The organism is Bartonella kosoyi, from assembly GCF_003606325.2.
Classification (GTDB): Bacteria; Pseudomonadota; Alphaproteobacteria; order Rhizobiales; family Rhizobiaceae; genus Bartonella; species Bartonella kosoyi.
Genome location: NZ_CP031843.2, coordinates 1766969 through 1793702, shown reverse-complemented (window position 1 = coordinate 1793702; position 26734 = coordinate 1766969). Strand labels below are relative to the sequence as shown.

General features: G+C 39.7%; 22 protein-coding genes and 1 other RNA gene. 12 read left to right on the top strand and 11 right to left on the bottom strand.

The window, feature by feature from the left end; all coding sequences use genetic code 11:
• The first annotated feature begins 112 nt into the window (after positions 1-112).
• The 8 genes from D1093_RS07850 (at position 113) to ligA (ending at position 11180) form a co-directional block, all read left to right on the top strand.
• Positions 113-1033: a D-alanine--D-alanine ligase gene (locus D1093_RS07850; protein ID WP_120101799.1), complete on the top strand. Its 921-nt coding sequence runs from the start codon at positions 113-115 to the stop codon at positions 1031-1033.
• Positions 1021-1932: a cell division protein FtsQ/DivIB gene (locus D1093_RS07845; protein WP_120101797.1), complete on the top strand. Its 912-nt coding sequence runs from the start codon at positions 1021-1023 to the stop codon at positions 1930-1932. Before D1093_RS07850 ends, D1093_RS07845 begins: the two co-directional genes overlap by 13 nt.
• Positions 1929-3230 (top strand): cell division protein FtsA, encoded by a 1302-nt coding sequence (gene ftsA, locus D1093_RS07840; protein WP_120101795.1) that lies wholly within the window; start codon positions 1929-1931, stop codon positions 3228-3230. The genes D1093_RS07845 and ftsA overlap by 4 nt, the downstream gene beginning before the upstream one ends.
• Before the next feature lie 63 nt (positions 3231-3293).
• Positions 3294-5066: a cell division protein FtsZ gene (ftsZ, locus tag D1093_RS07835; protein ID WP_120101793.1), complete on the top strand. Its 1773-nt coding sequence runs from the start codon at positions 3294-3296 to the stop codon at positions 5064-5066.
• A 212-nt stretch (positions 5067-5278) separates the two neighbouring features.
• A complete protein-coding gene (lpxC, locus tag D1093_RS07830; protein ID WP_120101791.1) occupies positions 5279-6163 on the top strand; it encodes a UDP-3-O-acyl-N-acetylglucosamine deacetylase in 885 nt (294 codons plus the stop codon).
• 161 nt (positions 6164-6324) lie between these two features.
• Positions 6325-7218 (top strand): outer membrane protein assembly factor BamD, encoded by an 894-nt coding sequence (locus D1093_RS07825; RefSeq protein WP_120101789.1) that lies wholly within the window; start codon positions 6325-6327, stop codon positions 7216-7218.
• A 7-nt stretch (positions 7219-7225) separates the two neighbouring features.
• Complete coding sequence (gene recN / locus D1093_RS07820; protein ID WP_120101787.1) at positions 7226-8887, top strand: DNA repair protein RecN; 1662 nt, start codon at positions 7226-7228, stop codon at positions 8885-8887.
• Between the two features lie 133 nt (positions 8888-9020).
• On the top strand, positions 9021-11180 hold the full coding sequence (gene ligA, locus D1093_RS07815; RefSeq protein WP_120101785.1) for an NAD-dependent DNA ligase LigA: 2160 nt from the start codon (positions 9021-9023) through the stop codon (positions 11178-11180).
• A 228-nt stretch (positions 11181-11408) separates the two neighbouring features.
• Here ligA and D1093_RS07810 read toward each other — a convergent pair whose 3' ends face one another.
• Genes D1093_RS07810 through D1093_RS07800 form a run of 3 tightly spaced genes read right to left on the bottom strand, consistent with a single transcriptional unit; the run spans position 11409 to position 14734 of the window.
• Complete coding sequence (locus tag D1093_RS07810; RefSeq protein WP_120102387.1) at positions 11409-13235, bottom strand: aminopeptidase P family protein; 1827 nt, start codon at positions 13233-13235, stop codon at positions 11409-11411.
• 17 nt (positions 13236-13252) lie between these two features.
• A complete protein-coding gene (locus D1093_RS07805) occupies positions 13253-14122 on the bottom strand; it encodes a 50S ribosomal protein L11 methyltransferase (protein WP_120101783.1) in 870 nt (289 codons plus the stop codon).
• Between the two features lie 30 nt (positions 14123-14152).
• Positions 14153-14734, bottom strand: coding sequence for an SCO family protein (locus D1093_RS07800; protein WP_120101780.1), 582 nt, complete (start codon positions 14732-14734; stop codon positions 14153-14155).
• Positions 14735-14872: 138 nt separating this feature from the next.
• Between D1093_RS07800 and D1093_RS07795 the strand changes: the two genes are divergently transcribed.
• Positions 14873-15502 (top strand): DapH/DapD/GlmU-related protein, encoded by a 630-nt coding sequence (locus D1093_RS07795; RefSeq protein ID WP_120101778.1) that lies wholly within the window; start codon positions 14873-14875, stop codon positions 15500-15502.
• A 55-nt stretch (positions 15503-15557) separates the two neighbouring features.
• Here the strand turns inward: D1093_RS07795 and D1093_RS07790 are convergent, their stop codons facing one another.
• From D1093_RS07790 to ssrA, 5 genes are all read right to left on the bottom strand, one after another.
• Positions 15558-17894, bottom strand: a complete 2337-nt coding sequence (locus D1093_RS07790) for an ATP-dependent helicase (RefSeq protein ID WP_120101777.1) — start codon at positions 17892-17894, stop codon at positions 15558-15560.
• A gap of 108 nt (positions 17895-18002) precedes the next feature.
• Positions 18003-18254 carry a ribbon-helix-helix domain-containing protein gene (locus D1093_RS07785; RefSeq protein ID WP_120101775.1) on the bottom strand — a complete coding sequence of 84 codons (252 nt, stop codon included), beginning with the start codon at positions 18252-18254 and terminating at the stop codon, positions 18003-18005.
• 11 nt (positions 18255-18265) lie between these two features.
• On the bottom strand, positions 18266-18448 hold the full coding sequence (locus tag D1093_RS07780; protein WP_120101773.1) for a DUF4169 family protein: 183 nt from the start codon (positions 18446-18448) through the stop codon (positions 18266-18268).
• Positions 18449-18456: 8 nt separating this feature from the next.
• Positions 18457-19002, bottom strand: coding sequence for an SspB family protein (locus D1093_RS07775; protein ID WP_120101771.1), 546 nt, complete (start codon positions 19000-19002; stop codon positions 18457-18459).
• Between the two features lie 169 nt (positions 19003-19171).
• Positions 19172-19528, bottom strand: a transfer-messenger RNA (tmRNA) gene (gene ssrA / locus D1093_RS07770).
• 96 nt (positions 19529-19624) lie between these two features.
• Between ssrA and D1093_RS07765 the strand changes: the two genes are divergently transcribed.
• Entirely contained in the window at positions 19625-19930 is a 306-nt protein-coding gene (locus D1093_RS07765; protein ID WP_120101769.1) for a DUF2853 family protein, read from the top strand.
• Positions 19931-19998: 68 nt separating this feature from the next.
• Here the strand turns inward: D1093_RS07765 and D1093_RS07760 are convergent, their stop codons facing one another.
• The 3 genes from D1093_RS07760 to D1093_RS07750 form a co-directional block, all read right to left on the bottom strand.
• On the bottom strand, positions 19999-21306 hold the full coding sequence (locus D1093_RS07760; RefSeq protein WP_120101767.1) for an MFS transporter: 1308 nt from the start codon (positions 21304-21306) through the stop codon (positions 19999-20001).
• A 524-nt stretch (positions 21307-21830) separates the two neighbouring features.
• On the bottom strand, positions 21831-23138 hold the full coding sequence (locus tag D1093_RS07755; RefSeq protein ID WP_120101765.1) for an MFS family transporter: 1308 nt from the start codon (positions 23136-23138) through the stop codon (positions 21831-21833).
• Positions 23139-23902: 764 nt separating this feature from the next.
• Positions 23903-25210 carry an MFS family transporter gene (locus D1093_RS07750; RefSeq protein ID WP_026500893.1) on the bottom strand — a complete coding sequence of 436 codons (1308 nt, stop codon included), beginning with the start codon at positions 25208-25210 and terminating at the stop codon, positions 23903-23905.
• Between the two features lie 219 nt (positions 25211-25429).
• Here D1093_RS07750 and D1093_RS07745 point away from each other — a divergent pair, with 219 nt between their 5' ends.
• Both D1093_RS07745 and D1093_RS07740 read left to right on the top strand, forming a co-directional pair.
• Positions 25430-26224 carry a thymidylate synthase gene (locus tag D1093_RS07745; RefSeq protein ID WP_120101763.1) on the top strand — a complete coding sequence of 265 codons (795 nt, stop codon included), beginning with the start codon at positions 25430-25432 and terminating at the stop codon, positions 26222-26224.
• Positions 26221-26730, top strand: coding sequence for a dihydrofolate reductase (locus D1093_RS07740; protein ID WP_120101761.1), 510 nt, complete (start codon positions 26221-26223; stop codon positions 26728-26730). Before D1093_RS07745 ends, D1093_RS07740 begins: the two co-directional genes overlap by 4 nt.
• Positions 26731-26734 lie beyond the last annotated feature (4 nt).

Sequence of the window (26734 nt, the reverse complement as noted above, 5' to 3'; positions counted from 1 at the left end):
ATGCAAAATGCTAGGTTATTGATTCGCAAGGATAAACTTTATTTTTCCTGTATGTGGTGCTGATGTCTTCTATATAGGCTACATATAGTATGCAAAAGAGGGTGATTTTATTATGAAAGATAAACATATAGCTGTGTTAATGGGAGGTTTTTCTTCTGAACGGTCTATCAGTTTATCTTCAGGGGCGGCTTGTGCTGATGTTCTTGAGATGCAAGGGTATCGCGTGAGCCGTGTGGACGTTGGCGCTCATATTGCTTCTGTTCTTGAACAGTTGCAGCCCGATATTGCCTTCAATGCATTGCATGGTCCATTTGGTGAAGATGGTCGGATTCAGGGGATTCTTGAATATTTAAAAATTCCTTATACCCATTCTGGTGTGATGGCATCCGCTTTGGCAATGGATAAGGGACGTGCAAAAATTATTGTTGAAAGTGTGGGGGTTTGTGTTGCTCCTTCTCGTATTATGAACCGCTTTGCTGTTGGGAAAACGCATCCCATGGAGCCTCCTTATGTTATTAAACCTGTGTGTGAAGGATCAAGCTTTGGTGTTGTCATTGTCCAAGAAAATGAAGCTGCACCACCCCATAATATTGGGGGAGCTGAGTGGGGATATGCCGATGAGGTGATGGTTGAGAAATATATTCCTGGTCGTGAATTGACTTGTGCTGTTTTAGGCAATGAAGTGCTGGATGTGTGTGAAATTCTCCCCAACCAACATTTTCCATTCTACGATTATGACTCAAAATATAAGACGGGTGGTTCTCTTCACATTTGTCCTGCACAACTTTCACTAAATATTTACCAAAGTGTGCAAAGAATGTCTTTAGCAGCCCATCAGGCGATAGGGTGTCGAGGTGTTAGCCGTTCTGATTTTCGTTTTGATGAGAAAACTGGAGAATTGGTTTGGCTTGAAATTAATACGCAACCCGGTATGACATCGACGTCTCTTCTTCCTGATATTGCAAAAGCGAGCGGTCGTACTTACGGCGATATTGTTCAATGGATGGTGGAGGACGCATCATGTATGCGTTGAATGTTAATAAAACAAATGTTCCGATGGAGGTGCTTTCAGTGCCGGCTTTACCACGTCTTTATCGTCGTTTTCTTCGGTTTATGTTTGAATTTGTTTTTGTCAATATTCATATTCCACGCCATTTCGGCTCTTTCGCTGTTGTATGGTTTTTCTTTGTGACAGCTTTTTATGGACTTTCATCAAGTGGTCAGATGGCGATGATCGTAAATGCGATTATATCGGATAGTGGTTTTGTGGTCGTCGATGTTGATATCAGTGGTAATAAGCGTTTGACAAAGCAAGATATTTTGAAAATGTTAAAACTTGATGCTGCGCCCTCTATATTCACTTTTGATGTTGAAAGAGCACGTTCTCTTTTGGAAAAACAGGCTTGGGTTCAATCGGCAAATGTTCAGAAAATTTATCCCAATAGAATGCGTATTTCCATCGTGGAGCGTGAGCCTTATGCTATTTGGCAACATGATAGCATAATGGATATTGTTGATCATACGGGGCGTGTTATCGTGCCCTTTAAAGCTGAAATTGTTCGGGATTTGCCTCTTGTAGTTGGGCAGGGTGCGCAAAATGCAGCTAAAGGATTTATTCAAGCGCTGTCAGTTTATCGGCAAGTGTATGATCGTGTTCGTGCTTTTGTGCGGGTAGGTGATCGGCGTTGGGATCTTGTTTTGGATAATGAAATGCGCCTTATGTTGCCTGAAAATGGTGCCCTGGAAAGGCTTTCCTCTCTTATTTCATCCGGTAGGATGCAAGATCTTTTATCGCGCGATATTCTCAGTGTTGATTTACGTCTTGCTGATCGAATTACTGTTTCTTTATCAGATGAAACGTTTGAGCGTTATCAAGCTCGTGTCGCAGAAGAAGAAAGTATTTTAAAGTCGCGAAAGGTAGGAAACCCATGATGTTGCTCAGATCACATCATCGGGGGGGGCGTAAGACACGTTTTTTAACTGTTCTTGATGTCGGCTCAAGTAAGATTGTTTGTCTGATTGCCTGTTTGCGTCCTTTGAAGTATGCGCACTATTTGCATGGTCGTACGCATTCTATGGAAATTCTAGGCTTTGGAGTACAGCGTTCACGCGGTATTAAATCTGGTGTTGTCATGGATATGTTTGCAGCAGAACAATCCATACGCTTGGCTGTTGATGCGGCAGAAAAAATGGCTGGTTTGGTGGTGGATTCAGTAATTGTGAATTTTTCCTCAAGTCGATTACAAAGTGCTTTGATTCATGGAGAGGTCGATTTGAATGGTCGTGAAGTGACTAAGCGTGATATGCGTATGGCCTTTTCAGATGTTTCGCGTAAAGCTTTTGATGCTGAACGCCATGTTATGCATTCAGTTCCAGTTTCTTATATCTTGGATGGAGATAAAGGAATTTCTGATCCTATTGGCATGGCAGGGGAAATATTTGGTGTCGATGTGCATGTGGTAACAGCAGAAACAGCCTCTTTGCGTAATTTAGAAACGTGTATTAATCGTGCACATTTGAGTGTTGAAGCAATAGTTGCTACTCCCTTTGCAAGTGGTCTTGCTGTCTTGATGAATGATGAGGCACATTTAGGAGCTGCATGTATTGATTTTGGTGGTGGAACAACAACGTTTTCGGTGTTTTTTGAGGGAAAATTTGTCCATGCGGATGCTCTTGCTGTTGGCGGGCATCATGTCACTCTTGATGTTGCGCGCGGATTTTCTATGTCTCTAACAGAGGCGGAACGTTTAAAAGTTGTTTATGGTTCAGCACTTTTAACAAGTGCTGATGAGCGGCAAATGATTAATGTCGCAGAAATTGGGAGTGAACAGCGTGAAACGCAATATCCTCGCGCGGTTCTTGGACGCATCATTCGTGCGCGTGTTGAAGAAATTTTAGAAATGGTTCGTGATTGTTTAAATCGTTCTGGTTTTGGTCACATCATTGGTAAGCGTGTTATTTTGACTGGGGGAGCAAGTCAGTTAACAGGATTGCCGGAAATGGCACGTACTATATTAGGAAGAAATGTTCGTATCGGGCGGCCTTTAGGAATTTCGAGGCTTCCTTCTCTTGCAAAAGGGGCGGCATTTACATCTGCTGTGGGATTGTTAATTTATCCGCAATTGGTGGGTTTTGAAGAAAAAACAATGCAGGCGGCAGGAAATCACTTATCGATGGGCACGCGTGGGTATTTTCAGCGTGTTGGTCAGTGGTTGCGTGAGAGTTTTTAGTTAAGTCTAGTTGGATAAATTTCATCGCTTTGGCTTGCGGTGTCTTATGAGAAGGAAAAGAAAATGACGATTAATCTGCATCGGCCAGATATCGCGGAATTGAAGCCACGCATTACCGTTTTTGGTGTTGGAGGTGGTGGCGGGAATGCCGTGAATAATATGATTAATGCTGGTCTTCAAGGAGTTGACTTTGTTGTTGCAAATACGGATGCACAGGCTTTAGCTATGTCAAAGGCTGAACGTGTTATCCAGCTTGGTGCTGCTGTGACAGAAGGTTTGGGTGCTGGGGCTTTACCAGAAGTTGGACAAGCGGCGGCAGAGGAATGTATTGATGAAATTATTGATCATCTTGCAGACTCTCATATGGTTTTTATTACTGCTGGTATGGGGGGAGGTACTGGAACAGGGGCTGCTCCCGTTGTTGCGCGCGCAGCGCGGGAAAAAGGTATTTTGACCGTTGGTGTTGTGACAAAGCCATTTCAGTTTGAAGGGGCGCGTCGTATGAAAACGGCAGAGGCTGGTATTGAAGAATTACAAAAGTCTGTCGATACATTGATTGTTATTCCCAATCAAAATCTTTTCCGTATTGCAAATGATAAAACAACATTTGCTGATGCTTTTGCTATGGCTGATCAAGTGCTTTATTCTGGTGTTGCTTCCATTACGGATTTGATGATTAAAGAGGGCTTGATTAACCTCGATTTTGCTGATGTTCGTTCTGTTATGCATGAAATGGGACGAGCCATGATGGGAACAGGTGAAGCATCTGGTGAAGGGCGTGCTTTGGCTGCTGCTGAAGCAGCTATTGCGAACCCATTGTTGGATGATACCTCTATGCGTGGAGCACGTGGTTTATTGATTTCTATTACGGGTGGGCGTGATATGACCCTCTTTGAGGTTGATGAAGCTGCTAATCGTATTCGTGAAGAAGTGGATGCTGATGCGAATGTGATCTTTGGCGCCATTGATGATGAGTCATTGGAAGGTGTTATTCGTGTTTCTGTGGTTGCTACCGGTATTGATCGTGAGGTTAGTGATGTGGTTCAGCCCTCTCAACCTCAGCTCCAAAGGCCAACCTCTTCAATACGCAAGAACGATCCTGGAACGCAGCACAGTTCTTTTCATGTTCAGTCACCGCCTTTGCGTTCTGAATCAATGGTAGAAGTCATCGAATCACTTGAAATAGAAAAGAGTAAGCCAACAGGAGAACAGTTCCGTCCCAAAAGTCAAATTTTTGCACAGCCTGCAGAAGCAATGATGACACGCAGTGCGACAAAAACTGTTGCCTATGGTTCAAATGCTGTGCAGGATCAGATATCAAATGGTCCACGTATGCAAGTAAGTCGAGGTTCTCAACAAGCTATGACGGCTCCTGTGAGCATGGAGGCAACAGCGCATGTTCTTGATGAGATGACCGGGATCGTGAAGCAAAAAGAAAAGCCAGTGCAACCAAAACAAATGCAACAGATGCAAACGCGCGCACCAATGCGGATGCCTGAGTTAAAGGATTTTCCTCCTGTTGCTCATGGACAAAGTCAAAGAACATCTGTGACTGATCAAGGTCCTCGTAATCTTTGGCAGCGTTTGAAACAGAGCTTGACACATCGTGAGGAAGCAGAGCCAGAAGCAAGGTTGGAACCTGCTGTGAGATCGTCACAGCAGCAAGAGTCTTCTCTTTACAATAAAAACTCTCAGGCGTTTTCTCAAGATGCTTCTGTTTATGTTCCACGTCGTTCTGGTGAGTTGCATCCTCAGGTGCCACAAGATCAGCGTACTTTTATCAGTGAAGAAGATCAGTTAGAAATACCAGCATTTTTACGTCGTCAGGTAAATTAATTGATAAAAAATGAGGCAGTAAGAAATATTATGCCCTCTTTGGTAATGAGCCAGAAGTTATAAAGTAAAATATACTGTTATTTTAGATAAAATACTTTGTTTTTAAAAAAAACCGCTTATAAAAAGCGGTTTTTTTATTATTTACTATGAATATTTTTTTTATAGTTTTATAAATTTTGTTAAAAGATGTAAAAGAAATGCAATAAAATAACATGATGAATTTAGTGCCAAGATATCAGTCTACTCTTAAAAAAGCAGTAACATTTAAGGGGATTGGCGTTCATAGTGGCTGTTTGTCAGAGGTCAAGGTTTGTCCAGCCGATGTTGGATGTGGTATTGTTTTTAAGCGTTGTGGACTAGACGGAACAGAGAAAATATTGCAAGCTCATGCATCGCAAATGGGAGAAACTGAGTTATCAACGGTGCTTGGAGATGGAGAAGTAAGGGTTGAAACAATTGAACATTTGATGGCAGCCATCGCTGCTTATAATTTGGACAATCTTGTTATTGAAGTGTCGCATAATGAGATCCCGATTTTAGATGGTTCTGCATGGCAATATTGCCAAGCTTTTGAAGATGTTGGCATTGTCCAGCAAAATGCATACCGTTCTTATTTTATGATAAAAAAGCCGTTGCGGGTTGAAGGAGCGCATGGTTTTGCAGAGCTTTTGCCATTTGATGGACGCCGTTTTGATATAACGATCTCTTTTTCTTCTCTTGCCATTGGTAAGCAACATTTCAGTTTTGATCTTACTACACGAGGGTTTCGAGATGATTTGTCACGCGCACGCACTTTTGGTTTTATCAAAGACTTGGAAAAATTACGACTTTCTGGGAAGGCGAGAGGTGCTTCTTTGGAAAATTCTCTTGTTATTGGTTTTGATGACAAAATTTTAAATCCCGATGGTCCTTATTGGGAAAATGAGTTTGTTCGGCACAAGATGCTTGATGCGATTGGTGATACTGCTTTGCTCGGAGGCCCTTTTATTGGATTATTTCGTTCTTATTGTAGTGGGCATAGAATTAATGCACAATTGGTGAGAGCGGTTTTGGCAGACGAATCATATTATGAAAAAAACTCTTTAGAGAAAGAATAAAAGAAAATTGACAAGACTTTTTTATCGTTTATTTGATTTTTAAGGGGATGATTGACCTAAACTGCTAAATTGGTTATGTGCATTTTAAAGTGATATGGTATAAAAACTTTTAACAAATTATTTTTGCTACAAGGTGATATTCTCTGGAGGCCGGAAAAATTATGAAAAAATCTCATGTGTACATTAGAAATATGGCATATAGAAAATCTAATATTGTACGCAAAATATTGGGGGTGATGCTTTTGGGAAGTACTTGTATGTTAGCAGGATGTCTCTTTAAAGAGAAAAATACCCTTGATCCATCTGCTTATGTTTTGAAAATAGATCCACCAGATGTTCTCTATAATCAGGGGCTTGCCAGCCTTGAGAGTGGGCGTCTTGCAGATGCAGCGAAAAAATTTTTGAAGATTGAAAAACAGTACGCTTATACAGACTGGGGACGTAAATCTTTAGTCATGGGTGCTTTTACAAATTATCGGCTTGGAAAGTATGATGATTCAATTAGTATGGCTCAACGCTATATTACGCTTTATCCAGGGTCTACTGACTCGGCTTATGCGTACTATATTATTGGTCTTTCTTCTTTCCGTCGGATTCCTGATGTTACGCGTGATCAACGTGATACGAAACGTGCTATTGCTGCGATGCAGCTCCTTATAGAGCGTTATCCGAATTCTGAATATGTCAAGGATGCTAAGGATAAAATACGTTTCGGGCGTGAACAGCTGGCTGGTAAAGAAATGCAGATTGGCCGTTATTATGAAGAGGGGCGGCGCTATCTTGCTGCAAGTAGACGGTTTCGTACTGTCGTTGAAGAGTATTCCGATACAAATCAAATTGAAGAGGCGCTTTTCCGTTTAACAGAAGTTAATCTTGCTCTTGGTTTAACGGCGGAAGCACAGACGGCAGCCGCTATTTTAGGACGTAATTATCCCCAAAGTGAGTGGTATAAATTTTCTTATAATCTCTTGCAGAAGAATAAAATAGTGCCACATGAGCACAAAACTTCTTGGATCTCACATGCTTTAGGTGGTGATAAGAAGAGGGCACGTTGATTCTCTCATGCTGGTACAGCTTTCGATTCATAATATTGTTTTGATCGAAATGCTCGATATTCATTTCACGGCGGGATTGACGGTTTTAACTGGAGAAACAGGGGCGGGAAAATCTATTCTCCTTGATGCTTTATCGCTGGCTCTTGGGGGACGGGGAGATGCTTCGCTTGTGCGTCATGGTACTGATCGCGGGCAGGTTACGGCTGTTTTTGATGTCCCTATTTCACATCCTGCACGTCAGCTTATTCGTGAGAATGGTCTTGATGATGAGGGGGATATTATTTTACGGCGTGTGCAATCGAGTGATGGACGTAGTCGTGTCTTTATCAATGATCAGGTGGCGAGTGTTGCATTGATGCGGAGTGTTGGTCGTCACTTGGTTGAAATCCATGGACAGCATGATGATCGTGCGCTTGTTGATGTTGCTATACATCGCCAATTATTAGATGCTTTTGGTGGGCTTGAAGATGAAGTCGAAAATTTGCGCCAGTGTTATCGGGTATGGCATGAATGTGAAGAGCGTTTGCAAAAACAGCGTCTTAAAGTGGAAAATGCAACGCGCGAGGTGGATTATCTGCGTGCGTGTGTGGAAGAACTTGAAAAGCTTGATTTTCAAGTTGGTGAAGAGGAGGCTCTCTCTCTTCGTCGCGCAGATATGCTTAAATTAGAAAAAATAGCGACGGATATTAAAGAAGCGGATGATCTTTTAAGTGGTCAAAAATCGCCCATTCCGATGCTTTCTAATTTGGTAAGGCGCTTGGAGCGGAAAATTCCTGAGGCAGAGGAGCTCATTGCACCAGTGGTGAAATCTATTGATGAGGCATTGTGTGCACTTGCAACAGCACAAGAAGGCATTGAGACGGCAATGCGGGCATTGGATTTTGAACCTGATGAATTGGAACGGATAGAAGAACGCCTTTTTACGCTGCGCGGTTTTGCGCGTAAATATCAAGTTTCTGCCGATGAATTGGTCCAGTTGCGCGATAAAATGGATGCTGAACTTACGGATTTTGAAGAGGCTCAGAACACGTTAACGCGTTTTGAAGATGAGGCAAGGGAGGCACAAAAAAATTATGATAGGTTGGCAAAAGTCTTAACAATAAAGCGTCGGGAAACAGCAAAGCATTTATCTGAAAGTGTTATGGCTGAGTTGCCGGCGTTGAAATTAGAAAAGGCAGAATTTATTGTTGAAATGCAGACTGATGTTGAAAGGCGAAGTGCGGAGGGGTGTGATCGTATTGAATATTGGGTTCGAACCAATCCTGGAACACGTGCTGGACCCATGCTGAGTGTTGCTTCTGGTGGTGAATTGTCTCGTTTTTTATTGGCATTAAAGGTTGTGTTATCTGATCGCGGATCAGCTCCCACGTTGATTTTTGATGAAATTGATACAGGTGCTGGGGGTGCTGTTGCGGCCGCTATTGGGCAACGCTTGCAACGTTTGTCGGAAAAGATTCAGGTTTTTGCTATTACCCATGCACCCCAAGTCGCGTCAAAAGCGCATAGTCATTTTCTTATTTCAAAGATTGAAAGTGATGATAAGGGGTGTTTTATGACTGTTCTTCATAAAATGGAAGAGGAGGAGCGTGCAGAAGAAATTGCTCGTATGTTGGCAGGAGAACAGATTACTGAGGAGGCACGAGCTGCTGCTCAAAAACTTCTTGCATAAAGATTCAGTGATTGAACGATAAAAATATCGCTTATTAATTATTTTACTGACAAGCGTGTGTTCATTTGAGTTCACTTTATAATTAAAGAGTTGAGATTTTTATGACTATAGCCCATCATTTGGAATAGATTTTATGAACAAGGACGGAATTAAAAACCTCACTGCTCTTGAAGCAGAACGTGAATTAGAATGGTTAGCAAAAGAGATCGCACGTCATGATGTGCTTTATAATCGTGATGATCAACCTGAAATCTCTGATGCAGAATATGATGCTCTTCGCCGGCGTAACGCAGAAATTGAAGCTCTCTTTCCCAAACTCGTTCGTATAGATTCTCCTTCACATAAAATTGGAGCACCGGTTTCTGAAAAGTTTGAAAAATCTGTTCATACACAACCGATGCTTTCCCTTGATAATGCGTTTAGTGCTGCAGATGTTACTGAATTTGTTGAACGTGTGCGTCGTTTTTTGCGGTTTTCAGAAATACAAATATTAGAAATAACGGCGGAGCCAAAAATTGATGGTTTATCGTTGTCTTTGCGCTATGAAAAGGGACGGCTTGTATGTGCTGCAACGCGGGGTGATGGAGCTGTTGGTGAAAATGTGACAGCGAATGCTCGAACAATTGCTGATATTCCACAAGTTTTGCAAGGCAAATTTCCTGATATTCTTGAGGTTCGCGGTGAAGTTTATATGGAGCGGGAGGATTTCCAAGCGCTTAATATCAGCCAGAAAGAGAAGGGTAAGTTAACCTTTGCCAATCCTCGAAATGCTGCGGCTGGATCACTGCGTCAACTGGATTCACGGATAACTGCTAGCAGAAAGCTGCGATTTTTTGCTTATGGTTGTGGTGAGGTGAGCGAAATATTTGCAGAAAGCCAAATAGAGATGATAAAAAATATCAAAAAATATGGCTTTATTATCAATCCATTAACAAAAGTTTTTAAGACAGTAGAGGAAATTATTTCCTATTATCATGATATCGAAGAATGCCGTTATTCTTTAAACTATGATATTGATGGCATTGTTTATAAGGTTAATGATTTAATGCTCCAAAAGCGTTTGGGATTTGTTTCTCGTTCGCCGCGTTGGGCTATTGCGCATAAATTTCCAGCAGAAAAGGCTACGGCACTTTTGGAAGACATTGATATTCAAGTGGGGCGCACTGGAGCATTAACACCTGTTGCACGTCTTACGCCTATTACTGTTGGTGGGGTGGTGGTGACCAATGCTAGTTTGCATAATGAGGATTATATTAAAGGAATTGGTCATAAAGGAGAGCCCATTCGTGAGGGACGTGATATTCGTATCGGCGATACGGTGATTATACAACGTGCTGGTGATGTAATTCCTCAAGTAGTTGATATTGTTGTAGAAAAACGTCAAAAAGATTCTTCTGCTTTTGTTTTTCCTCATCTCTGCCCTGCTTGTGGCAGCCATGCGGTTCGTGAAGCAGGAGAAGCAGTGCGTCGTTGTACTGGGGGGCTTATTTGTCCTGCACAAGCGATTGAGCGTATTCGTCATTTCGTTGCGCGTAATGCTTTTGATATTGAAGGGCTTGGAAAAAAACAGGTGGAGTTTTTCTTTCATATTCAAGAAAAAACGCTTCGGATTCATACACCTGCTGATATTTTTACTTTACAGCGGCGCCAAGAAAACTCGTTGGTACGTTTAGAAAATATGGAGGGTTTTGGTGCTGTTTCAGTGCGTAAACTTTATGATGCCATTAATGCGCGCCGCAAAATTCCTTTAAGTCGTTTTTTGTTTGCATTGGGGATTCGTCATGTTGGAGAGGTCAATGCACGCCGCCTTGCGCGGGCTTATCAAACTTATACAGCTTTTGAAACCGCGGCAATCGAAGCACTTATGCCATGTGAGCAGGAAAATAAAGAAGGCAATGAGGCTTGGCTAGAGCTTACCAATATCGAAGGAATTGGGCCACAGGTAGGCAGTGCGATTGTTGATTTTTATAAGGAAGCCCATAATCGTGAGGTTTTGGCTGTTTTGCTTGAAGAAGTGACTCCTCTCGATGAGGAGCCTGTTTTGACAGCATCTTCACCGTTAGCGGGAAAGATCATAGTTTTTACAGGAACTTTGACGCGTATGTCTCGCGATGAAGCAAAAGCATTGGCAGAGCGATTAGGGGCAAAGACTTCCGGTTCACTTTCTAAAAAAACAGATCTTCTTGTTGCAGGGCTTGGAGCGGGATCAAAATTGACTAAAGCTGGGGAGTTAGGTGTTGAGGTTATCGATGAAGAGGCTTGGCTACAGCTGATTGAGAAACATAATGTTTAGGAGGGAAAATGACGCTAAAGCGTGATGGATATTCTTATTTTTTTCTCATTAGATACGATTTACTGATATTGAAAGCCAATTTATAATTATTAATGCTGTAAAAGTCTTATCAAGACGATAAAATAATGAGGCATTTTAATTATTTCCTTATGTTTAGTCCACATTTTTGCTTGAAAAAAGAGCGAGAGTATTCTTGTTGAAAGCGTAAAAGAAATTGTATTTCTTCACTTAAAGAGGCATAGTTGCCTCTTTTACCCATTCTTTCTCTTCTTCATTTAAATAAGGTGCATTCATCTGATAAACACGAGCATGGTAATTATTGAGCCATTGTCGCTCTTCTTGTGTTAAAAGCTCTGGAAGGATGAGCTTTCGATCAATGGGGCAATGGGTGAGTGTTTCAAACGAAAGCATTTCTTTCTCTCCACCAGAAATTTTTTGTGCTGGCTTTACAATAAGCAAATTTTCAAGACGGATACCAAAAGCGCCTTCGCGATAATATCCAGGTTCATTAGAAACAATCATTCCAGGGATCAATTCTTGGCTCCCTCTGCATGAAATATTTTGTGGTCCTTCATGAACAGAAAGATAAGAACCAACGCCATGACCCGTACCATGGGCATAATCAAAACCGGCTTTCCACAAGGCAATGCGTGCTAGAACATCAATGTCTTGTCCGCGTGTTCCTTTTGGAAAGCAAGCGGTTGAAAGAGTAATCATGCCTTTTAGGACCAGAGTAAAACAGCGTTTTTCTTCTTCTCCAATATTCCCAATTGCTACCGTGCGTGTGACATCTGTGGTACCATCACGGTATTGTCCACCTGAATCCACAAGGTAAAGTTCACCAGACTTGAGTTGTTTATTGGTTTCATTCGTTACACGGTAATGGATGATCGCTCCATTTGCACCTGCTGCTGAGATTGTATCAAAAGAGAGATCTTCAAGTTTTTTTCCCATGTCTTTTGCTGTATTTATGCGAAATTCTTCTAATTTTTGAGCAGCAGAAATTTCATTTATTGTGCCTGGTGTTTGTTTGTCTAACCAAGCAAGAAAACGGGTAAGAGCGACACCATCGCACAGATGTGCTTTCCGCGCCCCTTCTAGTTCTGTGTTATTTTTAATGGCACGGGGTAGAGCAGCAGGGTCGGTCAGTGTAATGAAAGATTGTCCATCCTCTTCAATTACAGTGCGTAACTTTTCGCATGTTAACTGTGGATCTAAGGCAAAAATCATGCCTTTTTGATTATAATCTTTGATCTTTACAATAAACTGTTCTGGTTCATATAATTTTGCATAACGTTCCAGATATTGTTTTTGTTCTATACCAAGCTTTTTGCTATCAATGAATAAGGCTGGTATTTCTTCTATGGGTATCAGGGCAAAACAAAGAGAAAAAGGTGTATTGGAAACATCATTGCCACGTATATTGAATATCCATGCAATAGAGGAGGGATCTGTAAAAATAAAAGCATCTGCACGGATTTGTTGTATGGTTTTGCGAATTAAAGAGAGCTTTTCATCACTATCCCATCCTGCATATTGGAGAGGATGAATCGATAAGGCAGATTGTGGTAATGGTGGTTGATCATGCCAAATAAGGTCAGTAGGATTTTGTTGAACTGCTATAAGCTTTCCACCTGTTTTTATCTCTAAGGATTTTTTCAGTGTATCTGTAGCGGCAATGGTGTGGAGCCATGGATCAAAGCCAATAGAAAGTTGTTTTCCATTTTTTTCAAGCCATTGTGAGGGGGGGAACGTTACGAGATCTTCATATTCAAAAATATGAGGATCAGTTTGTTGGCGAACTTGGAGTTTGTAGCGTCCATCAGTAAAGATAATAGCTTTATTTTTTAAAATGAGAGCAATCCCTGCTGAACCCGTAAAGCCAGTGAGCCAGCTTAAGCGTTGAGCATGGGGGGGAACATATTCTCCTTGATGTTCATCGCTACGGGGAACAAGAAAACCATCGAGCCCAAGACGATCGAGTTCTTTACGAAGAGAGGAAATACGCCCGAGAGCATGGCTGGGATTTGTTGTTGCTTCAAAAGATTGATACATAACAACGTCCTTTTCATTTATTTCAGATGTATCGTAACCCATCCTTGACGGTGGTATGTTTCAAGATGTTTTAATCCCTGTTTTACATAAGATTCCAATACAAGATCATGTTGTTCTTCAAGGATTCCAGAAAGTACAAGTGATCCACCTTTTTGAAGGACTTGAACCATTCCTGGTGCAAGTTCAATAAGCGGATTGGCAAGGATATTGGCAATGATAAGATCAAAGGGCGCACGTGATACAATTTCATCATGGGCAAAACCTATTGCTGTAATTGCCCTAATATATTTTTCTACGCCATTGAGTGCGATATTGTGTTGTGCAACTTTAATAGCAATGGGATCAATATCAGATGCAAGTATAGCAATAGCTTTGAGCTTTGCTATGCCAATGGCTAAGACACCACTGCCAGTTCCAAGATCAAGGGCATTTTGTGGATTCTCGTGTTTCATGACTTTGGCAATCATTTCTAAACAACCGGCTGTTGTTCCATGATGTCCAGTGCCAAAAGCTTGATTTGCGTCAATTTCAATGGGAAAAACACCTTGTGGGATATCGTTACGGTTATGGCTTCCATGAAGGAGAAAAGGGCCAGCATGTACAGGTTGTAGTCCTTCTAGGCTTTTTTGCACCCAATCAATATTAGGTAAAACTTCCCTATTAATTTTATCAGAATCTATAGAAAGGGTCTGTGCAAAACGTTTCGAGACATGTTCTTGATTATCTTGGTCTACATAGAGTGAAAGCTCATAGATGGCATTTTTTTCATCTATCTCTGTAAGAGCCAAAGGATACCCTTCTTCATCAAAAGCTGTTTCTATAAGCGTATAAAATCGTTCTGCTTCACTTTTAAAAGCAGTATAATACAGACGAATTTGCTGTGACATCCTGTTCTTTCTTTATAATTGGCTTTTTATTTAGTTTGAGACAAGTTTTTTGAGTCGTTCAATGGCAATTTCGTCTTTTAACTCATTATCGTCTTCTGTGGGTTCATAAGGTATAATACCAGCGAGTTTGCCACCTTTTTTAAGCAAAAAAATTGCTGCTGTATGATCATAAGTATAATTTCCATCTGTTCCCGGTACTTTTTCAGCAAAAATATTAAATGAATTAACCATTTTATGAACTTTCTCAGGCTCTCCGCTAATGCCAATAATTTTATTGGTAAAATTACTAAGATATTCATGAAGAGCTTCCGGTGTATCTCGTTCAGGATCAACGGTCACAAACCATATTCCTAATTTATCAGCCTTTGGTCCAAGAGCTGTTAACCATCGATCAAGATTCATCAATGTTGTAGGACAGATTTCAGGGCACATCGTAAAACCGAAGAAAATAACTGAAGGTTTACTGCGAACATCAGCTTGCGTAACAGTTTGTCCATTTGAATCGGTGAGCGTAAAGTCATCACCTAAAGGCTTATTGATCAATGTATCATAAATAAAAATTCCCGTAAGAAATATAACTGTTAGTCCCAAGATGCGGATTACATTCTTCATAGCTTGTCTCTCTTAAAGGTGCCCAAAAACTCTAGCATTGGCTGGTTTGTTTTGCAATCTTTGTTTCATGGTTGATTTTGCTCATCTGATGGTTATGTCTCTTGTGTTAATTATCGGACAAAAATTGGTGAAAGCTAAATGAATATTGAGAATGATCTTCGATTCCATGAAAGTAAACCACGTATTCACACAACGGCACGGTTGCATGGTTGTAAATTAGGACGCTATGTGGAAATTAATGAGCGAGTCATTTTGAGGGATGTAACCATTGGGGATTTTTCTTATTTAGAACGGAATAGTGAGGCTATTTATAGCGATATTGGTCGTTTTTGTTCTATTGCATCTCATGTACGGATGAATGCGTTGGAGCATCCCATGGAGCGCGTTTCAACGCATAAAATAACCTATCGGCCAAATGAATATTTTCGTTATAGGTCCCTCGATTGTTCTTTTCGCGAAAAGCGTTGTGCAAAACGTGTTATCATTGGGCACGATGTATGGATTGGGCATGGAGCGGTTATTATGCCTGGGGTAACAGTTGGACATGGGGCAATTATTGGAGCTAATGCTGTTATAACGAAAGATGTGATGCCTTATACGATTGTTGCTGGGGTTCCAGCTCAACAATTGCGGATGCGTTTTCCCGATCATGTCATAGAAAATCTTTTAGATATGGCTTGGTGGGATTGGCCCCTTGATAAAATTTACAACGCATTGCCTGATATGCAAAACCTTTCCATTGAAGCTTTTGTTCGCAAATGGAAATGACATTCAAAATAAAATAAAGAGGTCTTTTGAAAAAAGGGATTGTGGTTTTCTTTCGTTAAGCTTTGTCTACAAAATTATCTAGAACACGCTTTTCTCCAGCTTTTTCAAACATGATTGTCAATTTGTGATCGTCTATCGCGGTAATATGACCATAACCAAATTTTATGTGAAAAATTCGATCATTAATAGAAAAATCTGATGGTGCGTGAGAGATTGATTGAGCGATAACGTTCCCTTCAATATTTTTGTTTTTTTGTACACGCTTTTGTCTTGGTGTTGCATAGTCATTATAGAAGCAATTGTGATGTTGAAAGGAGGATTTTCCATAACCACCATAAGATGTTTCCGTGGCTATGGCTTCTATATGTTCTGTTGGTAGTTCATCTAGAAAACGGGAGGGAAGAGCAGATTGCCAAAGTCCGTGGACTCTACGGTTGGATACGAACCATATATGTAGATGTTTTTTTGCTCTTGTAAGCCCCACATAAGCAAGGCGCCGTTCTTCTTCTAGTCCTGAGCGTCCACATTCATCTAATGAGCGTTGGTGGGGAAAAAGCCCTTCCTCCCAGCCTGGAAGAAAAACTGTTTCAAATTCAAGCCCTTTAGCGGAATGAAGTGTCATGATGTTGACGGCATCCATGTTCTCATTATTTTCCGTTTCCATCACCAGTGCAACATGTTCTAAAAAGCTTTGAAGATTTTCAAATTGTTCCATGGAACGGATCATTTCTTTAAGGTTCTCTAGTCGTGTGGGCGCTTCTGGTGAGCGGTCTTCTAACCACATGGCGGTGTAACCAGAATCATCAAGAATGATCTCGGCAAGCTCTCTGTGGGGGGTGTTTTGCAGCATATTTTGCCAGCGGCGGAAGTTTTCAATAAGGTTTCGTAAAGCACTACGTGTCTTAGGCTTTAGCTCGTCTGTTTCAATGATGTCAGTGGCCGCAGAAAAGAGAGAAACAGCACGTGCGCGTGCACTCTCATAAAGAATGCGCAAGGTTGCATCGCCTATGCTGCGTTTAGGGGTATTGATAATACGCTCAAAGGCTAAATCATCAGCGGGTTGGACAACAACGCGCAAATAAGCCATGGCATCACGTATTTCCATTCGTTCATAAAAACGAGGACCACCAATGACGCGATAGTTAAGACCAAGCGTTACAAAGCGATCTTCAAATTCACGCATTTGAAATGAGGCGCGTACCAAAATAGCCATATGATTTAAGGCATGACCGCTTAGTTTAGCGCGTTCGATTTCTTCTCCAATGGCTCGCGCTTCTTCTGCCGAATCCCATGCTGAATGAATTTTTACTTTTTCTTCCTCACTCTTTATTTGAGCAGAAAAAAGAACTTTGCCCAGTCTTTCTTCATTATGAGCAATCAGATGAGAGGCGGCTTTAAGAATATGAGATGTTGAGCGATAATTGCGTTCTAGACGAATAATTTGGGCAGAAGGAAAATCTTTTTCAAATCGTAATATGTTTTCGACTTTTGCACCACGCCATCCATAAATGGATTGGTCATCATCGCCAACACAACAAAGATTAACATTTTGATCTTGAGGATGTTGTGCCAAAAGGCGAAGCCAAAGATATTGTGCTGTATTTGTATCTTGATATTCATCGACAAGAATATAGCGAAATTGAGAATGATATTCGCGAAGAATATCTGGATTATGTTGGAAGATAGAGATAGAATGAAGCAAAAGATCGCCAAAATCACAAGCATTAAGATCTTTTAATCGATTTTGATAACTGTAATAAAGGTCGCGTCCCATGCCATTGCCAAAGGAATGCGAATCACTTTTTGAGATATGTTCTGGTGAAAGCCCTTGATTTTTCCAAGAATCAATCATCATGGCAAGGTTTCGTGCGGGCCAGCGCTTGTCGTCTAATCCTTCAGCTTGAATAAGCTGTTTTAAAAGTCGGAGAACATCATCGCTATCGAGAATTGTAAAATTTCTTTTTAAATCAACAAGCTCTGCGTGGCGGCGTAAAATTTTAGCTCCAGTGGAATGAAAAGTTCCAAGCCAAGGCATTCCTTCTACCACTTCTCCAATGAGTTCACCAATACGTATTTTCATTTCACGGGCTGCTTTGTTGGTAAAAGTGACAGCAAGTATTTGTTGAGGAGAGGCAAGTCTAGAGCGTAGAATATGAGAAATACGGGTTGTTAAAACACGTGTTTTTCCAGTACCAGCACCTGCAAGGACTAAAAGAGGCCCCTCCGTATTTATAACAGCTTGTTGCTGTTCTGGGTTGAGCTGTTCTAAATAGTCTATGTTATATGATTGTTTGTTTTTTAGAACATGGGAAGAAATCCCAGAGTTTTTCTCATCATGGGTTGGAGCGCCATCTTTTTCAAAGAAAGGTATATGATCGGAAAAATTATTCATTATACCTTTTTTGTAATCTTTTTTTCATTAAAGTGCTAGGTTTAAAAAACTTTTTTAAAGCCACAACAGCCTTAATTGAATGAGAGATGTTAAAACAAAAGCAAGTATTTAAAGACGTTTTGTCAGAATACTTTGAAGAGCGTAAACGCGTAACGAGGACGAAAGATTGACTTGTTGTGGTCTTTGGCTATCAATATCAGTGATAATAAAGGCTAAAGATTGTCCTTTTTTGCGGGCTATATCTTTGAGAATTTCTAAAAATGGCGGTTCTAAAGAGACGCTTGTTGCGTGTCCATCAACGCGAACAGATATCTTTTGCGGAATGACTTTTGACCAATCAATACAAACACTTTCTTTCATTTTTTCCCTCTTTATTCGTCGTTTCGTAAACGATTTTGATCAAGAAATTTTTGCGTTTTGAAAGATTTTTGTTGTTCGAAAAGTTTTTCAGTTTTTGTCCGTCCAAAACGATAACGATTTTCCGCAGCATGAAGAGCTTTTTCTGCACGCTTTTTTTGTTTTCGAAATTGGCGAAGATTTATCGGTTCAGTCATAAAAAAATTTATTTTTTCCGAAAAGAATCTAAAGAGACAACATCAGCACTTGGTTTTGTATCGTTATCTGAAGGTTCTTTATTGGCACTGAGATTTTGTTCTTTTATGAGCGTATTTTCTTTTTTTTGTTTGTTTGATGGAACGATAGGCGTAGAAGAGGTATTTTCTGCATCTTCACTTTCTACAGCGGGAAGTTTTGAGGGGAGGTCAAATGCTGCTTCAAAGGCTGCTACAGGATCGTAAAAGACTTGAATAGAAGTAAAAGGAATCAAGAGTTTTTCAGTAATTTCTCTGAAAGAGAGGGTCACTTCGAAGGCTGTTTCTGAAACACTAAGATCTCTAAACTGATGTTGCAAGACGATCGTCATTTGTTCAGGATAGCGATTTTTTAGTCGAGGAGAAATTTTAACGCCTGGAGCATTTGTAAAAAAAGTTATAAAAAAATGATGATTTCCTGGAAGTCCTGCTTTAGAAACTTCTGATAAAACTTTACGGATAACTCCACGAAGCGCATCCTGAACGAGAATATCGTAACGGATTTGATCTTTAACCATCGAAGTTTATTCCTTTTATTTTACGTAGCAGAATGGGCCGTATTGATCTTGTGTAAGAGAATGTATCTAAAAAACAGCAGTATTTTGTCTACGAGGTACCTCATTGAATCAAAAAAACACAAAAATAATGTCTGATAATGTCTGAAAGATCAATCAATAACATTTAAAAAGTGAAGGCTTCTGTTGCCAGGTGCCTTCCAACCCCGCTTAAACCTGCGACGGTTTAAGAGTCATTTTGAAACATTCACACCACCTTAAGCGGCGAGACGTGCTTCCGCATAGTTGTCATTTGCAACTACTCATTTAGCCCGATAACGGTGGTACAATGCCGAGTAAAAGAGCGATCTTTACACCCTTGTCGATCCTATTTCGCCCCCACCAAAATATAATTTTGGTGGTTTATATTTTGGTGGAGGCGCCGGGTACCGCCCCCGGGTCCAATAGGTTTATTTCACCGTCCATTTATTACCATAGCTGGAAAGCCAGCTCTCTAAATATAGATGAAGAACAGTCTTAGGAAAAGGGGGGTTGTTAATATTTTTAATCCTCTAATTATTTATGGAGCTATATGATGCGGCTATAAAAGTATAGTTGCTCATTTTTGAAGAGGAGATGATGCAAAATGACAAATAATCTAGCAGATATTAAAGTATATGATCCAAATCCCGATATAGCAGCAGTCGAACGACTTAGCCATCGTTTAGCTTTGGTGATGAAAAAGCAGGATGCAGCGCTTGTTGCAACATCCGATCCAAAAGAGTTAGAACGTGTTGAAAAATGGATCCAAGATGTTTTAGAAGCTGATGAGAAGAATGCTAAAATGGCTGTTTCAAAAGTTGCTCAGATGATGGCTGGAGAGCGTAGAAAAAGTCGTATAACTTTTTATTATTTAGTCGCTAAGCAACTCAATGCACTTGATAAAATTTAAACAATATTAAATTTGTGATAATGATAAAAAAAGCCCAATTTCTTGGGCTTTTTCGTTTATAGAGGGCGTTAATGTTTTTCATCGTCTTGGAGGTAGCCTCCTTTACGCATACTCGGGACAAAGAGAAGCGCAATGAAAGCCATGATCATCACGATGGTTATGTAAAAATAAAACAGTGATTCATATCCAGCTTTTTTTAATCCAAACGCGACGTATTCAGCAGAACCACCAAATAAAGCATTGCCAATAGCATGCGAGATGCTAACGCCTAATGCACGTATGGAAGAGGGAAACATGGCTGATTTTACGACACCAGAGATAGATGTATACATGCTCATAATGAAGAGCAAGCCAATAATAACAGATAAGGCAACCCATATACTATGGGTGTTACCGATGATCCAGAGCCCAGGAAATGTAAAGAGCACAGAGAGTATACTCCAAATGATGAGTAAAGTTTTGGTTCCAATTTTATCGGCGATGATTCCCGCTATGGGTTGGAACAGGATGAAAATAAACAGTACAGCTGTCATTATTGTTGTTGCGGTATGTTTATCAAAGCCGGTGGTGGTGATCAGATATTTCTGCATATAAGTCGTAAAGGTATAAAATGTGAGTGATCCTCCTGATGCAAAGCAGGCAATTACGACAACGGCTTTTGTATGTTTGGTGAGAAGTTCCTTAAGACTCCCAGAGTGTTTTTGAGAGCGGCTTTCTTTTGTGGTTGTTTCGTGGAGCGAACGGCGCAGATAAATCGCAACGATTGCTCCACATCCACCAATCACAAAAGGAATACGCCATCCCCATGCTTTTAACTGATCTTCAGTGAGATAAATTGCTAAAATAAATATAGTAAAACTAGCGAGAAGTTGACCTGTAATAAGGGTGCCAGATTGGAAAGAAGCAAAAAGCCCACGATGTTTTTTGAGGGAAACTTCGCTCATATAAGTAGCTGCTGTACCATATTCGCCACCTGCTGAAAGTCCTTGCATCATCCGAGCTAAAAGGAGAAGGATTGCTGATGTTATTCCCAAGGTTTTATAGGTGGGAAGTATGGCAATGAAAAAAGAACCTCCACACATCATAAAAATGGAGACAAGCATCGAGAATTTACGTCCATAACGATCGGCGATAAATCCTAAAAACCAAGCTCCAATAGGGCGCATAAGAAAGCCAATAAAAAAGACACCTGCAGTTTTCAACAGGGGCGTAATTGCATCATCATCTGAAGGAAAAAATTGTGAGGCAAAATAAATTGATGCAAATGAATAAACGTAAAAATCATACCATTCTACGAGATTTCCTGATGCGCTTGCTATAATAGCAAAAATACGTTTTCTTGCATCCTGTGATGCTGAAGTTGTTCCATTTTTCATGAAATGTTCCCCTTTTAGATTTATAATTTATTTTTTTATTATTAAGTGTGTTTTATAATTTGTATCACTAAAATTTAATTATATCATAGTAATTTCTTATGAAAGCTATTTAAGAGAGTCTGTTTTTATATAGGCGTGAGCCTTTTGAGGGTGTTATTGCGTTGTAGGATAAAGTGCATCACAGCGTATGTAAGGGGAAGGGGGCATTGAAAAGGAGATTTAAGCGGGATGAAATATTGGTAAAAAGAGTGCTTAAATAACTGGTTTAAGAATTTCCTATAGGATATTTAAACAGTGCAAAAAAGTTGTGTAATTTTTTATGATTTTGTCGCTTTGTGATTAAAGATCTTTGAAAAATCTCAATAATATAGATTTATAGATTCCCCACCTTGTGCAAGAAGCATAAGAGTTTTTCCTGTATGGTAAACGGTCGAAAATGAATTGTTTTATGTTTGTTGTTTTTTAAGACTTTATAACATTCATAAAAAGCCCAACGATTTGGGCTTTTTATTGTGCGTAAAAATTTAATGGATCTCATCATCTTTCAGATATCCCCCCTTGTCTATATCTGGCATTAAAAGAATTGAGATAAGTGCAATAATCATCATACCAATTATGTAAAAAAAGAAAACAGATTCGTATCCCATATTTTTTAATCCAAGCGCTACATATTCCGCAGAGCCACCAAACAGTGCATTTCCAATGGCAAAAGCAAGTCCGACACCGATTGCTCGGATTGAAGCAGGGAATAATTCTGCTTTTATGATACCAGCAATGGAGGTGTAGAGACTCATAATACACAGCATTCCGATAATGATTAATAGCGCAGCCCATGCATTGTGAGCATTGCCAACCATTTTAAGAACAGGAATTGTGCAGATAATGGATAAGGCACTCCAGCTAATGAGCAAAATCCTTGTACCAATTTTATCGGCTAGAGAACCAACGAGGGGTTGGAGTAACACAAAAATGAAGAGTGCGGCAGTCATTATTGTCGTCGCAGTGTGTTTATCAAATCCGGTGGTGGTGATCAGATATTTTTGCATGTAAGTGGTGTATGTATAAAATGTGAGTGATCCTCCCGCTGTAAAGCCAATAACTAAAAAGAAAGCTTTTGTATGATTGCGTAAAAGTTCTCTAATACTTCCAGCATGTTGTTTAGAGCGACTTTCTTTGGTCGTTGTTTCATGGAGCGAACTGCGCAGATACATTGCAACCATTGCTCCAAAGCTACCAATGACAAAAGGAATACGCCAGCCCCATGCTTTTAACTGATCTTCAGTGAAATAAAGTGCTAGAATAAAGATAATGAAACTCGCAAGAAGCTGTCCCGTAATGAGTGTGGCATATTGGAAAGATGCAAAGAATCCGCGATGCTTTTTAAGAGCAACCTCACTCATATAAGTTGCTGTTGTACCATATTCACCACCGACGGAGAGCCCTTGAAACATGCGGATTAAAAGCAGCAGGAATGCTGCTGTTATTCCCAAGGTTTCGTAAGTGGGAAGTATAGCAATGAGAAAAGATCCCCCACACATCATAAAAACAGAAATCAGCATTGAACATTTGCGTCCATAGCGGTCAGCAATGAAGCCAAAGAGCCATGCTCCAATAGGACGCATAAGAAAGCCAATAAAAAATATTCCTGCAGTTTTTAATAGTTGTGTAACGTTATCATTATCTTTAGGAAAAAATTGTGATGCAAAATAAACCGATGCAAAGGAGTAAGCATAAAAGTCGTACCATTCTACCAGATTTCCTGAGGCACTGGATATGATAGCAAAAATACGTTTTCTTGTATCATGTGGATCTAAAGTTATTTGGTGATTCATGATGTTTTCCCCTTTTACATTGATAATTTTTATACTCGTCAAAGTTGTTGATGATCTGTATCATAAAAACTTAATTGTATCATGATAATTTCTTAGGAAAACACTTTAAGATCATTTGTTGTATTTTTATTTTTTTAAGAGCTTTTCTTTGCAGCTTAAAAATAATGAACAATATTTATATTAATGTAAATAAGGCAAATAAAATTAAATTATATTATGAGTTATAATTTAATTTATACTGTTTGTAATTATTACTTTTATTTCATAAGTATATTCTTTTATAGAGGCTAATGGAGAGGTTAAAAATTTACAATGGTAAAAGAATGATATTGCAACTTAAATTTTAGTGGTCTCACTGTAAGATTTTTTCTAGAATGATGAATGCTGTTTTGGGCTTATAGGTTTGATGTTGTGTCATGAAATGGACTTGAGTATATTTGAGAAACGTGTCTTTAAAAAGTGCGAAAGTTCATAACATAATGGGTATTTTCTATTTTTCATGGGGGCTTTTTTGATGAAGAATAGAAGTATTAAAATAAAACAAATGTTTTTTGTCTTCAGTAAACGAAATTCAGCCCCAAAAGCATCTCTTCATAACAGTGTGGAGCTATTTTTGTTTTTATAAGGGTCCCATGCGGGAGGAGAGAAAATTTTTTCTTTAGCGTGTTTAGAAGGATAAAAATAAAAAAGTGTAAGTTTTAAATTCCCGTAGAGCAGATATAAAAAAAGCCCAGTATTCTGGGCTTTTTTGTTAGGATTAAAAGTTAATCGATATCATCTCCTTGTAAATACCCTTTTTTACGAGCATCTGGCATTAAGAGAATTGCAATGAAGGCAATGATCATCATGCCGGCTATGTAAAAGTGGAATATAGATTCATAGCCGATTTTTTTAAATTCAAGCGCCACAGCTTCAGCAGAACCACCAAATAGCGCGTTAGCAATAGCATAAGAGAGACCAACCCCCATTGCTCGGATTGAAGCAGGAAACATTTCTGCTTTTACGATACCAGAGACGGACGTATAAAAGCTCATAATACAAAGCATGCCAATAATAATAGAGAGAGCAACCCACATATCATTAGTGTTTCCAATAATTTTAAGTGCAGGAATTGTAAAGATGATAGATAAGGAACTCCAAATAAGCAGTGAAGCTTTTGTGCCAATTTTATCTGCGAGAGAGCCAAAGAGCGGTTGGAGTAGCATAAAAACAAATAGTGCAGCAGTCATTATTGTTGTCGCAGTATGCTTATCAAATCCGGTTGTTGTTATCAGATATTTTTGCATATAAGTCGTACAGGTATAAAATGTCAGCGATCCTCCTGCTGTAAAACCGATAACTAAAAGGAACGCTTTTGTGTGATTGCGTAGAAGTTCTTTAAGACTGCCAGCTTGTTTTTTAGAGCGACTTTCTTTAGTGGTTGTTTCGTGAAGTGAACGACGCAGATAAATCGCAACAATTGCACCACATCCACCAATCGCAAAAGGAATACGCCAGCCCCATGCCTTTAACTGATCTTCTGTGAGATAGAGGGCGAGAATAAACATAACCAAACTTGCAAGGAGTTGACCCCCAATGAGCGTGGCATATTGAAACGAGCTAAAGAAACCACGACGTTTTTTAAGAGCAACTTCACTCATATAAGTCGCTGTTGTTCCGTATTCACCGCCGACGGAGAGCCCTTGAAGCATGCGGAGTAAAATAAGAAGAATTGGTGCTACTGCTCCAATTGTTTCATATGTAGGAAGAAGAGCGATGAGAAACGAACCACCACACATCATAAAAACAGAAATCAGCAAAGAGCGTTTACGTCCATAACGATCCGCAATAAATCCAAAGAGCCAACCGCCAATTGGACGCATGAGGAAGCCTATAAAAAAGACGAAGGAAGATTTTAAAAGTTCGGTAACAACATCTCCATTGGAAGGAAAAAACTGTGAGGCAAAATAAATAGATGTAAAAGAATAAACATAAAAATCATACCATTCTACCAGATTCCCTGATGCACTCGATATGATCGAAAGAACACGTTTTCTTGTATCATGTGGTGCTAAAGATTCTTGTTTTTCCATAGTCAATCCCTTCATTTTACGTTCATCCATCTTTGTTCATTATCCCTCTATGTTATTTTCTTAGAAGCTGTCTATAGTATTTTATCTTTTGCATCAAAATTTTAGTCAGATCATGATAATTTCTTGTGTAAGATGTTTTTGGAAAAAGATTTGAATTATGTTTATCCGGATTTATAGTTTTTATTTTCTATAATGAAAAGAATCGGACATAATAACTCTATGAAATCATATCTTGCTCTTTTATCGCATGTTTTAAATCAGGGTATTGATCGCACAGATCGGACGGGAGTGGGGACGCGATCTATTTTTGGCTATCAGATGCGCTTTGATTTACAAGCAGGATTTCCATTGTTGACAACAAAGAAATTACACTTACGTTCAATTATTTATGAGCTTTTATGGTTTCTTAAAGGCGATACAAATATTGCATGGTTAAAGGAGCATGGTGTATCTATTTGGGACGAATGGGCTGATAAACAAGGAAATCTTGGTCCTGTTTATGGGTATCAGTGGCGCTCTTGGCCTGCTCCTGATGGACGCCATATTGATCAAATCAGTGATCTGTTGACGATGATTAAGGAGACGCCTCATTCTCGTCGCCTGATTGTATCAGCTTGGAATCCCGCATTGATAGAAGAGATGGCTCTGCCACCTTGTCATTGTTTTTTTCAATTTTATATTGCTGAGGGTAAATTATCCTGTCAGCTTTACCAGCGTTCGGCGGATATTTTCTTAGGGGTTCCATTTAATATTGCGTCCTATGCATTGTTAACGATGATGATTGCACAAGTTAGTGGCCTTAAAGTTGGTGATTTTATTCATACGCTGGGGGACGCGCATCTTTATTCTAATCATTTTGAACAGGCAAAATATCAATTGTCTCGTATACCAAATGCTTTGCCTTGTATGCGTATAAATCCAATGGTAACAGATCTTTTTTCTTTTAAATTTGAGGATTTTGAATTGCTTAATTATGATGCACACCCCCATATTAAAGCGCCGGTAGCAATATGAAGATTTCCATTTGTTTAATTGCTGCTGTTGCAGAAAATGGTGTTATCGGTCATGAAGGTGCAATGCCGTGGCATTTATCGACAGATTTGCAACGCTTTAAGGCGTTGACGTTGGCTAAGCCTATTATAATGGGGCGAAAAACTTGGGATTCTATCGGGAGACCTTTACCAGGGCGCACAAATATCGTCATTACACGCGATTGTACCTTTAGCGCGGAAGGGGCTGTTGTTGCGCATTCTTTATCACAGGCATGTTCTCTTGCAACAAATGCTGCTTCTCAAAATAATGTAGAGGAAATTTTTATTATTGGTGGGGGTGAAATTTTTCAACAAGGATTTGGTCTTGCTGATAAAATATTCCTTACAGAAGTTTTAGCTTCTATAGAAGGTGATCGTTTTTTTCCTATTTTTGATAAAGAAAAGTGGACTATTGTGCAAACACAAGATATTCCAAAAGGAGATAAAGATAGCCATCCGACACGTTTTGTTGTTTATGAGCGGAAATAATTTT